14 protein-coding genes are annotated in these 13,623 nt (G+C 68.5%); all 14 read right to left on the bottom strand.

Translation table 11 applies throughout. From position 1 onward, the window contains the following. Positions 1–17: 17 nt before the first annotated feature. The 14 genes from GUV69_RS15265 to GUV69_RS15200 all read right to left on the bottom strand — a co-directional run bounded on the left by GUV69_RS15265 (position 18) and on the right by GUV69_RS15200 (position 13,604). Complete coding sequence (locus GUV69_RS15265; protein ID WP_164203943.1) at positions 18–1,391, bottom strand: NAD(P)(+) transhydrogenase (Re/Si-specific) subunit beta; 1,374 nt, start codon at positions 1,389–1,391, stop codon at positions 18–20. Continuing rightward, the gene (locus GUV69_RS15260; RefSeq protein ID WP_164203941.1) at positions 1,388–1,690 is read right to left on the bottom strand and encodes an NAD(P) transhydrogenase subunit alpha part 2; all 303 of its coding nucleotides are present in this window, start codon (positions 1,688–1,690) and stop codon (positions 1,388–1,390) included. Before GUV69_RS15260 ends, GUV69_RS15265 begins: the two co-directional genes overlap by 4 nt. Next, positions 1,690–2,928 carry a Re/Si-specific NAD(P)(+) transhydrogenase subunit alpha gene (locus GUV69_RS15255; protein WP_164203939.1) on the bottom strand — a complete coding sequence of 413 codons (1,239 nt, stop codon included), beginning with the start codon at positions 2,926–2,928 and terminating at the stop codon, positions 1,690–1,692. Before GUV69_RS15255 ends, GUV69_RS15260 begins: the two co-directional genes overlap by 1 nt. 121 nt (positions 2,929–3,049) lie before the next feature. Continuing rightward, positions 3,050–3,862, bottom strand: a complete 813-nt coding sequence (locus GUV69_RS15250) for an IclR family transcriptional regulator domain-containing protein (protein ID WP_164203937.1) — start codon at positions 3,860–3,862, stop codon at positions 3,050–3,052. Between the two features lie 29 nt (positions 3,863–3,891). Beyond that, complete coding sequence (locus GUV69_RS15245) at positions 3,892–4,560, bottom strand: 3-oxoacid CoA-transferase subunit B (protein WP_164203935.1); 669 nt, start codon at positions 4,558–4,560, stop codon at positions 3,892–3,894. 2 nt (positions 4,561–4,562) lie between these two features. After that, positions 4,563–5,222: a 3-oxoacid CoA-transferase subunit A gene (locus GUV69_RS15240; RefSeq protein WP_164203932.1), complete on the bottom strand. Its 660-nt coding sequence runs from the start codon at positions 5,220–5,222 to the stop codon at positions 4,563–4,565. A 3-nt stretch (positions 5,223–5,225) separates the two neighbouring features. Beyond that, positions 5,226–6,422 carry a thiolase family protein gene (locus tag GUV69_RS15235; RefSeq protein ID WP_164203930.1) on the bottom strand — a complete coding sequence of 399 codons (1,197 nt, stop codon included), beginning with the start codon at positions 6,420–6,422 and terminating at the stop codon, positions 5,226–5,228. A gap of 81 nt (positions 6,423–6,503) precedes the next feature. Next, positions 6,504–6,965, bottom strand: coding sequence for a 4-carboxymuconolactone decarboxylase (gene pcaC, locus GUV69_RS15230; protein ID WP_164206618.1), 462 nt, complete (start codon positions 6,963–6,965; stop codon positions 6,504–6,506). Beyond that, positions 6,962–7,780, bottom strand: a complete 819-nt coding sequence (locus GUV69_RS15225; RefSeq protein WP_164203928.1) for an alpha/beta fold hydrolase — start codon at positions 7,778–7,780, stop codon at positions 6,962–6,964. Before GUV69_RS15225 ends, pcaC begins: the two co-directional genes overlap by 4 nt. Then, entirely contained in the window at positions 7,773–9,248 is a 1,476-nt protein-coding gene (locus tag GUV69_RS15220; RefSeq protein WP_244292742.1) for a lyase family protein, read from the bottom strand. Before GUV69_RS15220 ends, GUV69_RS15225 begins: the two co-directional genes overlap by 8 nt. An 11-nt stretch (positions 9,249–9,259) precedes the next feature. Next, positions 9,260–9,820 (bottom strand): protocatechuate 3,4-dioxygenase subunit alpha, encoded by a 561-nt coding sequence (gene pcaG / locus GUV69_RS15215; protein WP_164203923.1) that lies wholly within the window; start codon positions 9,818–9,820, stop codon positions 9,260–9,262. Between the two features lies 1 nt (position 9,821). Further along, positions 9,822–10,721, bottom strand: a complete 900-nt coding sequence (pcaH, locus tag GUV69_RS15210; protein WP_373458714.1) for a protocatechuate 3,4-dioxygenase subunit beta — start codon at positions 10,719–10,721, stop codon at positions 9,822–9,824. Positions 10,722–10,776: 55 nt separating this feature from the next. Continuing rightward, a complete protein-coding gene (locus GUV69_RS15205) occupies positions 10,777–12,723 on the bottom strand; it encodes a sugar phosphate isomerase/epimerase and 4-hydroxyphenylpyruvate domain-containing protein (protein ID WP_164203918.1) in 1,947 nt (648 codons plus the stop codon). Beyond that, a complete protein-coding gene (locus GUV69_RS15200; protein WP_164203916.1) occupies positions 12,723–13,604 on the bottom strand; it encodes a shikimate dehydrogenase in 882 nt (293 codons plus the stop codon). The genes GUV69_RS15205 and GUV69_RS15200 overlap by 1 nt, the downstream gene beginning before the upstream one ends. Between the last annotated feature and the right edge of the window lie 19 nt (positions 13,605–13,623).

The following is a 13,623-nucleotide window of genomic DNA, read 5'->3' as shown; positions in this document are numbered from 1 at the left end:
GGGCTACGGTCTGCACGCTACAGCGCTTTCACGGCTCCGAGCACCTTGGCGAGTGAATCTTTGGCGTCGCCGAAGAGCAGGGACGTCTGCGGTTCGTACAGGAGCTCATTCTCAATGCCGGCGAATCCGGGCCGCATGGAGCGCTTCAGGAAGATGACCTGGCGCGCGTCGGACACTTCCAGGATGGGCATGCCGTAGATGGGCGAGCCGGACGAGGTCTTCGCGGCCGGGTTCACCACATCGTTGGCGCCCACCACCAGCGCCACGTCCGCGGTCCGGAATTCGGAGTTGATCTCGCCCATTTCCTTGAGCGACTCGTACGGCACGTTCGCCTCGGCCAGCAGCACGTTCATGTGCCCCGGCATCCGGCCGGCTACGGGGTGGATGGCAAAATCGACGTCGATCCCGCGGGCTTCCAGGGCCTGCGCGAGTTCGGCGGCAGTGTGCTGGCCCTGTGCCACGGCGAGGCCGTAGCCGGGCACGATGATGACCCTCTGGGCGTAGCCCAGGAGCACTGCCACGTCCTCAGCGCTGGAGGATCTGACCGGACGTTCGCTCACGGCGGTGGACCCCGCCGTCGAGCCGCCCTTGAAGGCGCCGAACAGGATGCCCGCCACACTGCGGCCCATCGCCGCGGCCATGGCACGCGTCAGGATGGTACCGGAGGCGCCCACCAGCGTGCCCGCGACCACCAGGAGGACGTTGCCCAGCACCACGCCGGACGCAGCCACCGCCAGGCCGGTGAAGGCGTTCAGGAGCGAAATGACGATTGGCACGTCGGCCCCGCCCACCGGCAGCACCAGCAGCGCGCCGGCGGCGAGGCCCAGCACCATCAGCAGGACCGCGAGCGCCAGGGAACCCGTGAGGACAACGGCGACGGCGGTGCCCACCGCGGCGAGCAGGACCGCCGCCATCACCACAGGGAGCCCGGGGAACACCACCGGGCGGGTGGTCATGAGTTCCTGGAGCTTGGCGAAGGTGACCCCGGAGCCGGCGAAGGACACGGCACCCACCAGGAGGGTGAACACGATGGCCAGGCGGACCCACGGATCTGCATTGTGCCCGAGCTCCAGGAGCGCGACGAGAGCGGCGGCGCCGCCGCCAACGCCGTTGAACAGCGCCACCAGCTGCGGCATCTGGGTCATTTTCACGCGCCGGGCCACCGGGGCGGCCACGGCGGCGCCCACCGCGATGGCGCCGATGATCCAGGGGATATTCTCCAGCCGGGCGGACAGGAAGACGGTTACGACGGCGAGCAGCGCACCGAAAGCGCCGATCAGGTTGCCGCGCCGTGCCGTGCGCGGTGAGCTGAGGCCGCGGAGGGCCAGGATGAAAAAGACGGCGGCGGCGAGGTAGAGCAGGGAGGTCCAGACCGGGTCGAGGAGGCTCACTTTCCGTCCTCCCTGACAGGTTCCTTCCGGGCGTGGAACATGTGCAGCATCCTGTCCGTGACCACAAAGCCGCCCACCAGGTTGGCGGTGGCCAGCACCACGGCCAGCAGCGCAATGGCCAGGACCCAGGGGTCGGCGGCCTGGCCGGCTACGATGATGGCACCCACCAGGATGATGCCGTGGATGGCGTTGGCACCGGACATCAGGGGTGTGTGCAGGGTGCTGGAGACCTTGGAAACCACCTCGAAGCCCACAAACACCGCCAGCACGGTGACTGTCAGCAGGCTCATGCCATCCATCAGATTCCCCCCTCGTTCCGGACCCTGGTGCCCCGCACAGCATCATCTTGCAGCGCGTCGTCCCGCACTCTCGGCTCATGGTCCGGCAGGGCGGGGATCAGCGCCGCCAGAGCCTCGGCCGTCGGCGCATGCCGCACCCCGCCGTCGTGCGTGAGGCAGGCACCGGCGATCACGTCGTCGTCGAAATCCGGCGCCACCGTGCCGTCGCGGACCATGAGGGCGAGCAGGTTGGCCACGTTTTTGGCGTAGAGCCGGGACGCGTCCGAGGCCATGGCGGACGGCGCGTCCTTCAGCCCCACCAGGGTGACGTGGCCCTGGCCGTCGGCGGTGGGCACCAGGATGTCCTCGCCCGGGACGGCACCCTCCACGTTGCCGCCGGACTCAGCGGCGAGATCGACGACGACGGAACCGGGGCGCATGCCCTGCACCATCTGGTGGCTCACCAGGAGCGGGGCGCGCCTGCCGGGGACGGCCGCCGTCGTGATCAGCACATCTGCCTGGGCGACGTGGGGGGCGAGGAGTTCGCGCTGGAGGGCACCGCGGTCGGCACTGAGTTCGCGGGCATAGCCGCCGGACGCCTCGGCCGTTTCCAGGTCCAGTTTGATGAATGTGCCGCCCATGGACGCCACTTCGTCGGCGGAGGCGGGCCGGATGTCGTTGGCGGAGACGCGCGCACCGAGCCGTTTGGCGGTGCCGATGGCCTGCAGTCCGGCCACGCCGGCACCAAGTACCAGGACGCGGGCGGGCGGGACGGTGCCTGCCGCCGTCATGTAGAGCGGGAAGAACCGGGGGAACCGGATGGCGGCCTCCAGCACACAGCGGTAGCCGGCCACCAGGGCCTGGGAGCTGAGGGCATCCATGGACTGGGCGCGGGAGATGCGGGGCACCAGCTCCAGGGCGAAGGAGGTGACGCCGGCCTCGGCGAGCGCCTGTACCGTGGCCAGCTCGGACGACGGCGAGGCCAGGCCCACGGTGACCGCGCCCTTTTTCAGGGCTGCCGCCGTCGCGGGTTCCAGGGGGCGGACGTGGACCAGGATGTCCAGGTCAGCGGGCTGGAGGGCGGGGACAATCCGGGCGCCGGCGTGATCATATTCGTGGTCGGAATGGCCGGCGGCGGCACCGGCACCCGCTTCAATCAGGACCTCGAGGCCAAGCCCCGCAAGTTGCGTGACCGTTTCCGGTGTGGCGGCAACACGGCGTTCACCCTCATGCCGTTCCCGCGGTATGCCCAGTTTCAACCGCCAGCTCCCTTACGGACGTAGTTGGCTTGAGTCTATGGCCCCTAATGCGGGATCCGCACGCATTTGGTGACGGTATTTGGCGCAGGCGGTGTTGGGGGCCGGCGGTGTTGGGGCGGGCCTACCCGCGCGCGGTCAGGTCGGCCGAAATCAGCTTCGCCGTCGCCACAATTTCCCGGGCAACCGCGGCCAGGTACGCCTGCGGGTCCGCCTGGTCCGCCACAGACTGGGCCTGCAGAGAGACGTTGACCGCCGCCACCACCTTGGCCGGCCCGTCGTAGACCGGTGCCGCGACGGACATCAGGCCCGGCTCGAGCTCCTGGTCCAGCAGGCACCAGCCCTGCTCCCGGACCGTTTCCAGCACCGCCAGCAGCTCCGGAACCGATGCCAGGGCACGCGGCGTCAGCGGCTTGATCTCCGCGGCGGCCAGGTACTCCTTGAGTGCAGCCGGCGGCAGGGCAGCCAACAGCACCCGGCCCATGGACGTGGCGTAGGCCGGGAACCGGGTGCCCACCGTGATGCCGACGTTCATGATCCGGCGTGTGGTCACCCGGGCGATGTAGGCGATGTCCGTCCCGTCCAGAACCGCCGCCGAGGTGGATTCGCCCAGTTTGAGGGACAGCTCTTCCAGGTGCGGCTGGGCCAGCTGGGGCAGGGACAGCCCGGAGAGGTAGGCGTAGCCGAGCTGGAGGACCTTGGCCGTGAGCGCGAACGTTTTGCCGTCGGTCCGGACGTAGTCCAGCTCAACGAGGGTGTGCAGGAACCGGCGCGCCGTGGCACGGGTGAGGCCCGTCCGGGCCGCCACCTCTGTGAGGGTCATGACGGGATGGTCGTTGTCGAAAGCACGGATGACAGCGAGCCCCCGCGCCAGCGACTGCACGTACTGATCGCTCGCCTGGGGAGCGGTGCGTGCAGCTGCTGGCGCGTTGGTCATGGTTATCAATTCTAGGGTGGCGGATGGGGCTAGGCTGCGGTCTTGAGCGGGACGGGCACGAGTTCCTGGAGTTCCTCCAAGGTGCAGCCGAACGTCTCGCGGACTGTGACGCCGTCGGGTCCGGTCAGGAAGACGGCCTTGTCGGTGTACACACGGGTCACGCAGCCGACGCCGGTGAGCGGGTAGGTGCACGCGTCCACGATTTTGGACGCCCCTTCCCTCGTCAACAAAGTCATCATCACAAAGACGTCCTTGGCGCCGGTGGCGAGGTCCATGGCGCCGCCCACGGCGGGGATGGCATCCGGGGCGCCGGTGTGCCAGTTGGCGAGGTCACCCGTGGCCGAGACCTGGAAGGCGCCGAGGACGCAGATGTCCAGGTGGCCGCCGCGCATGATCGCGAACGAATCGGCGTGGTGGAAGTAGGACGCGCCCGGGAGTTCGGTGACCGGGATCTTGCCGGCGTTGATGAGGTCGCCGTCGATCTGGTCACCCTCGGCTACCGGGCCCATACCCAGCATGCCGTTCTCGGTATGGAGCGTGATGTTCTGCTCCGGCTTGAGGTAGTTGGACACCAGGGTGGGCTGGCCGATGCCGAGGTTCACGAACGAGCCGGGCGCGATGTCCCGCGCCACCAGTTCGGCGAGGGCGTCACGGCCCAGGGGCTTGTCACTGGTCTGGATGGAAGTTGCGGTGCTCATGGTCATGCCACCTTCACAATGCTGTTGACGTAGATTCCGGGGGTGACCACGTTTTCCGGGTCAAGGCCTCCGGTGGGGACAATCTCGGAGACCTGGACCACCGTGTGCTTGGCGGCGGCGGCCATGATGGGGCCGAAGTTCCGGGCGGTCTTGCGGTACACGAGGTTCCCCACGCCGTCGGCCTTCAGCGCCTTGATCAGGGCGACGTCGGCGTGGATGGGGGTCTCGAACACCTGGCCGCGGCCATCGATGATCCGGGTTTCCTTGCCCTCGGCCAGCATGGTGCCGTAGCCCGTGGGCGTGAAGAACCCGCCGATCCCGGCGCCGGCCGCGCGGATGCGCTCAGCCAGGTTGCCCTGCGGGACGAGTTCCAGCTCGATTTCGCCGGCGTGGTACTTGGCGTCAAAGTGCCAGGAATCGGACTGCCGCGGGAAGGAGCAGATCATCTTCTTCACCCGGCCCTCCTTGATCAGCAGGGCCAGGCCCTGATCGCCCTGGCCGGCGTTGTTGTTGACCACGGTCAGGTCCTTGGCGCCGCAGTCCATCAGCGCGTCAATCAGTTCGAACGGCTGCCCGGCGTTGCCGAACCCGCCGATCATCACGGTGGAGCCGTCCTTGATGCCGGCTACGGCCTCGTTGACGGTGTCTACAAATGTCAGCATTGCTCAGCCCTTCACAGAAGTTACATTTTCAAGTACGACGGCGAGGCCCTGGCCCACGCCGATGCAGATCGCGGCGACGCCCCAGCGTTCGCCGGAGGCCTGCAGGGACCGGGCGAGGGTGCCCAGGATCCGGGTGCCGGACGCGCCGAGCGGGTGGCCCATGGCGATCGCACCGCCGTGCCGGTTAACAATGGCGGGGTCAATGCCCCAGGCGTTGATGCACGCCAGGGACTGCGCGGCGAACGCCTCGTTAAGTTCGACGGCGCCCACCTGGTCCCAGCTGATGCCCGCCTTCGCGAGGGCCTTGTTCGCGGCCTCCACCGGGGCGTAGCCGAAGAACTGGGGATCGTTGCCGTGCGCGCCGCGGCCGGCGATGCGGGCCAAGGGCTCGAGCCCGAGCAGCCCGGCGGCATTCTCGGACCCGATCCAGGCTGCGGAGGCGCCGTCGGACAGCGGGGACGCGTTCCCGGCGGTGACAGTACCATTCTCGGTGCGGAACACGGTCTTGAGCCCGGCGAGCTTCTCCGCCGAGGATCCGGCGCGGATGCTTTCATCCCGGACCAGGTCGGTGCCCGGGACCGGGGTGACCAGGTTGTCGTAGAAGCCTTCGTCCCACGCGGCGGCGGAGAGGTTGTGCGAGTTCGCGGCGAACTCGTCCTGCTGCTCGCGGGACACGCCGTACTTCTCGCGGAGCCGTTCGGTGGCCTCGCCCAGGGAGATGGTCCATTCCTTGGGCATGGCCTTGTTCACCAGGCGCCAGCCCAGCGTGGTGGAGGCCAGGGTCATGTCCCCGGCCGGGTAGGGCTTTTCGGTCTTGGGCAGCACCCAGGGGGCCCGGGACATCGACTCGGCCCCGCCCACGAGCATCAGCTCGGCGTCGCCGGCGTTGATCTGGCGCGAGGCGATGATCGCGGCGTCCAGGGAGGATCCGCAGAGCCGGTTCACGGACGTGCCCGGGATGGATACCGGCAGACCGGCGAGCAGCGTGCCCATCCGGGCGATGTTGCGGTTCTCCTCGCCGGCGCCGTTGGCGTTGCCAAATACGACCTCATCGATCCGTTCGGGGTCCAGCCCCGGGGCGCGCTTCACGGATTCCTTGATCACGTGCGCGGCAAGGTCATCCGGGCGGACGGCCGCGAGGCCCGAGCCGAACTTCCCGAACGGCGTGCGTACGGCGTCGTAAACAAATGCCTGGTTCAAAATGCTCCTCTTGATTCTGTGGGTCCCAACTAGGTAGCAGTAACTGTCGTTATGGGGGTCCAAAACGACAGTTAGCGCTACTTAGTTGGGCGGGGTGGGGGTGTCTGTGGGGATGTCCGTGGTTGCGTCGTCCATTGCGCGGAAGACCTGCTGGGCGGTCTTGAAGGCTGTGTTGGCGGACGGGACGCCGCAGTAGATGGCGGTCTGGAGCAGGATTTCCTTGATCTCGTCCCGGCTCAGGCCGTTGGTGATGGCCGCCCGGATGTGCATGGCCAGCTCTTCCCAGTGACCGTGCGCCACCATGGCCGTGATGGTCACGGCCGAGCGCATCTGCCGGGAAATGCCGGGCCTGGTCCAGATCCCACCCCACGCGATCCGCGTGATCATGTCCTGGAAGTCCTCGGTGAACCCGTCCTTGGTGGCGTTGGCCCGGTCCACATGCGCGGTGCCGAGCACTTCGCGGCGGACCACCATGCCGCCGTCGTAAATTTCCTGGCTGGTGGCGTCCGGCTGGACCACACCGTGGCGTTCCGTGCCGCTCATTTCGCAGACCGCGATTCGCTCCACGTGATGAGGCTCCGCAGCAGTTCTGCAACGTGGGCGGGTGCCTCGGCGGGGGCAAGGTGCGCCACACCTTCGAGGGTAACGGCATTCGCCGTGCCTCCCCCGGCGGTGATGCCGGCGGCGATTTCTTCCGCGAACGACGGCGGCACAACAGCATCCGCCGCGCCTGCCACTGCCTGCGTGGGGACCGTGATGCTGCCGAGTTCCGCGCGGACGTCGTAGCCGGCCAGCGCTTCGCAGCAGAACGCGTAGCTGAAGCGGTCGGCATCACGGAGGGAGTGGAGGAGCTTGCTGCTCAGGTCCGGCTGGCGGTCCATAAAGCCGGGTGCGAACCAGCGTTCCGCCGAACCCTGGATGACCACCGGAGTTCCCTGGCCGCGCACCAGTTCCGCACGGTCCAGCCAGCCTTCAGGGGTGCCGATCTTGGCGCCGGAGCACTGGACGGACAGGCTCTTAAGGCGTTCGCCGTGCTTGATGCCGAGCTGCAGGCCGGTGGCTCCGCCGAGGGAGACGCCTGCGTAGTGGAAGGATTCGCCAGGGGCGATCGAATCCACCAGGTCCACCACGGAGTCAGCCAGTGCGGCGACATCGAAAGTTTCGGTGGCTTTGGGTGAGACGCCGTGGCCGGGCAGGTCCCAGGCCACCACGTCGTAGTCGTTGGCCAGCAGCGCAGCCGTCCCGCCCCACAGAACGGCGGAGGACGTGCCCAGCGAGGGGCCCACCACCAGCAGCGGGCGTTCGCCCAGGGCTCGTTCGGGCGAAAGCAGCACTGCCTTCAGGGTCGGTTTAGCCACGGTTGGCTCCGTTCTGGTCGGGGTCTGTTGAGGATGCGGGGCGGGCACGGGAATAGTCGGGGTACTCGGCCAGGATGCGGCGGGAAATTTCGGCGGCCTGGCCCAGGTAGCTGGCGGGATCCAGGAGTTCGTCCAGCCGCAGGTCCGTGAGCGCACCCACGGGGACCGCTTCCCGGACCAGCCGCCGGTAGGTGGCACCCTGCTCGGCAGCGGGCGCGGCAAGGGTCCGGTCCACCACGTCCTGCAGCTGCTCCTTGCCGGTGCGCCCGTCCTTCTCTGCCAAAAGCGGGGCGACGGCGGCGCCCACCCCTTCCGCCAGAAGCAGCGGGCCGGCGAGGTCCAGGTTGCGGCGCATGGCGTCCGGGTAAATCTGGAGTCCTGCGGCGAGTTCGCGGAGGTGCCCCGCCGCGCCCAACGCCAGCCGCAGGAGTTCACGCAGGGCCGGCCATTCGGTGTGCCAGGCGGCATCGGGGCGTTCGTCGTTGAAGTTGGCCGAGGCCAGATGCAGCTGCGCCACCAATTGCGGGGCCTGGAGGGCGGCGCTGCGGATCAGGACCGACAGCACCGGGTTCTGCTTCTGCGGCATGGCCGAGGACACGCCGCGGCCCGCGGCGCGCGGTTCCGCCAGTTCGGCCACTTCGGGCCGGCTCAGGAACAGGACGTCCGTGGCGATCTTGCCCGCGGAGCCTAGCACGGCCGCCAGGGCGTTGCCGAGGGACGTGATGACAAGCCGGTTGGTGTGCCAGGGAGCGGGGGCGGGAGCCAGGCCCAGCTGCTTGGCCAGGGAATCGGCAAGCGTAAAGGGAGTGGCGCGGCTCCCGGCGGTCAGCACGGTGCCAGCGGCGAGGGTTCCCGCAGCCCCGCCGAACTGCACCGGGAACGTGACGCTCTCCAGCTGCCGGGCCGCGGCGGCCACACCGTGGAACCACTGCGCCGCCCGGAGCCCGAACGTAAACGGGAGGGAGTGCTGGGTCAGGCTCCTTCCCACCCCCAGCGTGTCCGCATGCTTTTCCGCCAAGGCTGCGAGCGCCGCCGTCGTGGTTTTCAGGTCGGCAAGCAGCGCTTCCACGGTGTTGCGCGCGAGCAGCATCAGGGCCGTGTCGAGGACGTCCTGGCTGGTCAGTGAGATATGGACGGCGTTCCCGGCGCCGATGCCGGCGGTGTCAAGCGCCGAAACCTGCTTCCGCAGGTCAGCGAGAAGCGGGATGACGGGGTTGCCGCCGCCCTGGGCGCGGGCCGCGATGGCCGCTGCGTCGTAGCGGCCCGGCTGCGCGGCGGAAGCCACGACGGCGGCGGAACCGGCGGGCGCGAGGCCCGCCTTCTCCAGCACCGCGGCCCAGCCGGACTCCACGGCGAGGATCGCCGCGAGCACCGCACGGTCACCGGTCAGCGCCGCCACCAGGGGCGACGCCGAGACGGGACTCAGCAGGCCGACGTCGCCGTCCGCCGCGCTACCGAAATCACCCAAGGCGGCGTCCGTCACTGGAAGTCCAGGAAGACCGTCTCGCCCTCACCCTGGAGGCGGACGTCCCAGGTGAGTCCGCCGTCGGGATCACGGCGCGCGATCAGGGTCTTCCGGCTTTCCGGGTCCAGGGAGCTCAGGAGCGGGTCCTTGGCCAGGGCTTCCTCGTTTTCGGGCAGGTAGATCCGGGTGAAGAGCCGGTTCATCAGGCCGCGGGCAAACACGGCCACGGAAATGAAGGGCGCTGCACCGGGCTCGGTGGGGCCCGGGTTCACGGTAGTGAAGGTGAACACTCCGGAGTTACCCACGGCGCCCCGGCCCCAGCCGGTGAAAGTGTAGCCGTCGCGGACCAGGGAGCCGGTCCGCTGCACAATCTTGCCGTCGGCGTCGGGCTGCCAGATTTCCAGGATGGCGTCCGGGATCGCTTCCCCGGAGCCGTCGTACACGGTGCCCTGGAGGCGGATGGAACCTGCCGAGCCGGGGGCCAGGAGTTCGTTGTCCTTCTCGTACGGCAGGGCGTAGCCGTAGAACGGGCCAACGGTCTGGCCGGGGGTGGCAACAAGTTTGGTGGTGGTCACGTTATTCCTGGTCTCCTTCTGCGCCCAGCGCTTCGTTTTCGGTCCAGGTCCGCTTGGAACCGGTCAGGACGATGTCCCAGTTGTAGCCCAGGGCCCACTCGGGCTCGGTGAGGCTGTGGTCGTAGGTGGCCACGAGGCGGTCGCGGGCGTCCTGGTCCACGATGGACTGGTAGATGGGGTCCAGCGGGAAGAGCTGATCGCCGGGGAAGTACATCTGGGTGACAATCCGCTGGGTGAACTCCTGGCCGAAGAGCGAGAAGTGGATGTGCGCCGGGCGCCAGGCGTTGAGGTGGTTCTTCCACGGGTAGGCACCGGGCTTGATGGTGGTGAACCGGTAGGAGCCGTCCGGGCCCGTGATGCAGCGGCCCACGCCGGTGAAGTTGGGGTCCAGCGGTGCCGGGTGCTGGTCGCGCTTGTGGATGTAGCGGCCGGACGAGTTGGCCTGCCAGATCTCCACGAGCTGGCCGGCCACGGGGCGGCCGTCGCCGTCCAGGACCTTGCCGGCCACGATGATCCGCTCACCCTGGGGTTCGCCGTTGTGCTGGATGGTCAGGTCCGCTTCGAGCGCGTGCACGTCCTGGTGCCCGAAGGCGGGCGAGTACAGTTCGATGGTTTCCGGGTCTGCGTGGTGCAGGCTCTTGGTGGGGTGCCGGAGGATGCTGCTGCGGTAGGGGGCGTAGTCCAGCCGGGGCTGGGTTTCGGCCGCGGCGCCGTCTTTAAGCGCCCGCGCATAGGCCTCGCCCAGGGCGTTGATCTCAGCACTGAGATCGGCCTGGGTTTCGACGGCACTGTCCAGGGGGAGGTGCGCGGCGTGGGGTTCGGCGGCCGGTACGAACTCGTCGGTCTCAAGCTGGTGGGCTTTGATGTCCTGCGGCACGGTTGGCTCCTTTCGTTGGTGCATTGCTGGTTTGGTAGGGCTTGTTGCTCTGGTAGCTGTGCTGGTTCCGGAGCGGGTCTTAGGGGCGGTGCAGGAGGTCGTACTGGACGGCGTGCCGGACGGGCGCGTTGGGCGCCCCGTAGCCGTCATACGCTCCGCGGCGTTCCACCATTTCGAAGAACACGCTGCCCACGGTGGCGGTGTAGAAGTGCAGGAACTCGCCGTCGGCGTCCCGGTCGTACAGGAGGTTCAGCTCCTGCAGCGTTGCCAGGAAGTCCGGGGCCAGGCCGAACCGGGCGTCCAGGTCCTCGTAGTAGTTCGCCGGGATCTCCAGGAACTCCAGTCCGCGGGCCTTGCAGTCCCGGGCGGTGGCCACCAGATCATCCACGGCGAACGCGATGTGCTCCTGGTAGGTTTTGCGCTGGCCTGCGCCTGAACCGTCCTGCTGGATAAGCGGCGCCAGGTTCAGCACCAGCCGCACCGAGCGGTCGTCCGTGGCCATGACCTGCGAGCGGACCAGGCCGGTGGGGCTCGGCACCTCCGCGAACGGCTGGGGCGTCAGGGCGAGGGCGCTGGTGTAGAAGAGAACGGCCTCGTCAAAGTGCTGCCATGGCTGGGCCAGGTTGACGTGATCAATCACCGCAGCGGCTCCGGCCGCGGGCGCTACCGGCCCCTCGCCGGGCTCCGCCGTCTCGCCGAATTCGCTTGTCCAGGCGGCAGTGCCGTCCGGGCTGCCCTGGCACAGGAAAACCTCCGTGGAGTCCGGCGCCGCGAAGCCCTGGAACACCTCCTCGTTGGCCTGGCTCGTGCGCGGAACCGCGGGGGCCTTGAGCTGCCGGGCCCGGGCGGAGGCAATCACGGGTGAGTCGACGTCAAATCCCAAAGCCGCGATGGCCGGTGACGCATCCGCGGCACTCTCCCCCAACCCGGGGGCCGCCTCGTTGACGATCACCCGGGCGTGGCCCATGGTCCACAGCTGCACAACCTTGGTGCGGTGCCGGCCGTTGAATTCAAAGCCGAGCTGGCCGAGGACAGTTTCGAGGCCCTTGGTGTCGGCGGCCCTGACCTCGGCAAAGTTGTAGCCTGCCGGCTCGGCCACCTGCGGGAGGGTGGCCAGTTCCATGGGATAACGACGGCGGAACGGGGCCGCAGGACCACCAGCACCGGTGGGCCCGGCGCCCGCAACGGACAGAGCGGGTGCGTTGGCGTCGAGCCACTTGGCGCTCTGTTCCTCCAGCCAGATGAGCGAGCGCATGCCGTCCACGGCGGTGCGCTCCACGTCCGACTGGCGGAAGACGTCGTTGAAGATTTCCAGCGACACCGGCCCGCTGTAGCCGGCCCTGACAACGTGGCCCATGAACTTGGCGAGCTCGAACTGCCCCTCGCCCGGGAACACCCGGTAGTGCCGGCTCCAAGACAGGACGTCCATGGAGAGCTTCGGGGCGTCCGCCACCTGCACGAAGAAGATCTTCTCCGGGCTGAAGGCCTCGATGGGCGCGGTGTCCCAGTTGCGGGAAAGGATGTGGAAGGAGTCCAGGCAGGTGCCCAGGTTGGGGTGGTCCACGGCTTCCACCAGCCGGTGGGCGTGCTCGTAGTCGCTGACGTACTTGCCCCAGGCCAGGGCTTCGTAGGCGACCTTGACGCCGTGGTCCCCTGCCAGTGCTGCCAGCCGGCCAAGCTGCTCAGCCCGGAGGTCGTCGCTGTCGATGCTGGCCGTGGCCACGTTGGAGCAGACCAGGATGGTGTCCATGCCCAGGCGGGCCATCAGCTTGAATTTGGCTTCAGCACGGCGGAGGTTGGCCGTGAGGAGGTCCTCGGACACGCTGTCGAAGTCACGGAACGGCTGGTAGAGGTCAAGCGTGAGGCCAAGGTCCGCCGCCATCTTGCGGACGTCCTCGGGCTTAACGGGCGAGGTGACCAGGTCCTGCTCAAAGATTTCAATGCCGTCGAAGCCCGCGATGGCGCAGGCCTGCATCTTTTCCTTCAGTGTGCCGGAGAGGCAGACGGTGGCGATTCCGGTGCGCATCAGGCGGCCACTTCTTCCTGGGCCACGAGCTCCAGGAAGTGTCCGCGCATGCGGTCAGCATCGGCTTCCAGCCCGGTGAAGATCCGGAAGGAGTCAGCCGCCTGCCCCACGGCCATGCGGCCGCCATCCAGGACCGCGCAGCCCTTGGCACGGGCACCCAGGACAAGCTCGGTCTCGATGGGGCGGTAGACAATGTCCGCCACCCAGTGCCGGGATTCGAGGAGGTCAAGGTCCAGCGGGACGCCCGGGTGGGCGGCCATGCCCACCGGCGTGCAGTGGACCAGGCCGTCGGCCGGCGGCATCAGCTGCGGCAGCTCCGCCGTCGTACGCGGTGTGATGGTGCGGTCCGGGAAGAAGCCGGCCAGTTCCGCGGCGCGCGCCGCACAGCGGGCTGCGTCCGTATCCACCAGGTCGAGCACCTTCACGCCTGCGGTGAGCAGGGCGTAGGCGACGGCGGACCCGGCACCTCCTGCGCCGAGCTGGACCACGCGGTCCAGCCGGGCGCCCGGAAGGCCGGACGCCAGGGCGGCGGCAAAGCCGGAGAAGTCGGTGTTGTGCCCGATGAAGCGGCCGTCCTCGATCACCACGGTGTTGACGGCGCCGAGGCGGAGCGCATCCGGCGAGACCTCGTCCAGGTGCTGGAGGACCAGCTGCTTGCAGGGGTGGGTGATGTTCAGGCCGTTGAAGCCGAGGCTGCGGGCGCTTTTGAGGAGCTCCCCCACGGCGTCGCCGGTCAGGCCGAGCTCCAGCAGGTCGATGGGGCGGTAGAGGTAGCGCAGGCCTTGGACATCGCCTTCGCGTTCGTGCATGGGAGGAGTGAGTGACGGCATCACGCCATCGCCGACCAGTCCCACAAGGTAGGACTCAGTTCGATTGCTCATCCGGGCAGCTCCTTTGATA

Origin of the sequence: [Micrococcus luteus] ATCC 49442 (assembly GCF_010367585.1) — a bacterium.
Classification (GTDB): domain Bacteria; phylum Actinomycetota; class Actinomycetes; order Actinomycetales; family Micrococcaceae; genus Arthrobacter; species Arthrobacter luteus_A.
This window is presented reverse-complemented; position numbering and strand designations above follow the sequence as displayed.

Bases quoted from the DNA above. Each gene is read 5' to 3' on its own strand.
- GUV69_RS15260 (WP_164203941.1), bottom strand. From the start codon at position 1,690: ATGGATGGCATGAGCCTGCTGACAGTCACCGTGCTGGCGGTGTTTGTG.
- GUV69_RS15250 (WP_164203937.1), bottom strand. From the start codon at position 3,862: ATGACCAACGCGCCAGCAGCTGCACGCACCGCTCCCCAGGCGAGCGAT.
- GUV69_RS15245 (WP_164203935.1), bottom strand. From the start codon at position 4,560: ATGAGCACCGCAACTTCCATCCAGACCAGTGACAAGCCCCTGGGCCGT.
- GUV69_RS15240 (WP_164203932.1), bottom strand. From the start codon at position 5,222: ATGCTGACATTTGTAGACACCGTCAACGAGGCCGTAGCCGGCATCAAG.
- pcaC (WP_164206618.1), bottom strand. From the start codon at position 6,965: ATGAGCGGCACGGAACGCCACGGTGTGGTCCAGCCGGACGCCACCAGC.
- pcaH (WP_373458714.1), bottom strand. From the start codon at position 10,721: ATGCACCAACGAAAGGAGCCAACCGTGCCGCAGGACATCAAAGCCCAC.
- GUV69_RS15205 (WP_164203918.1), bottom strand. From the start codon at position 12,723: ATGCGCACCGGAATCGCCACCGTCTGCCTCTCCGGCACACTGAAGGAA.
- GUV69_RS15200 (WP_164203916.1), bottom strand. From the start codon at position 13,604: ATGAGCAATCGAACTGAGTCCTACCTTGTGGGACTGGTCGGCGATGGC.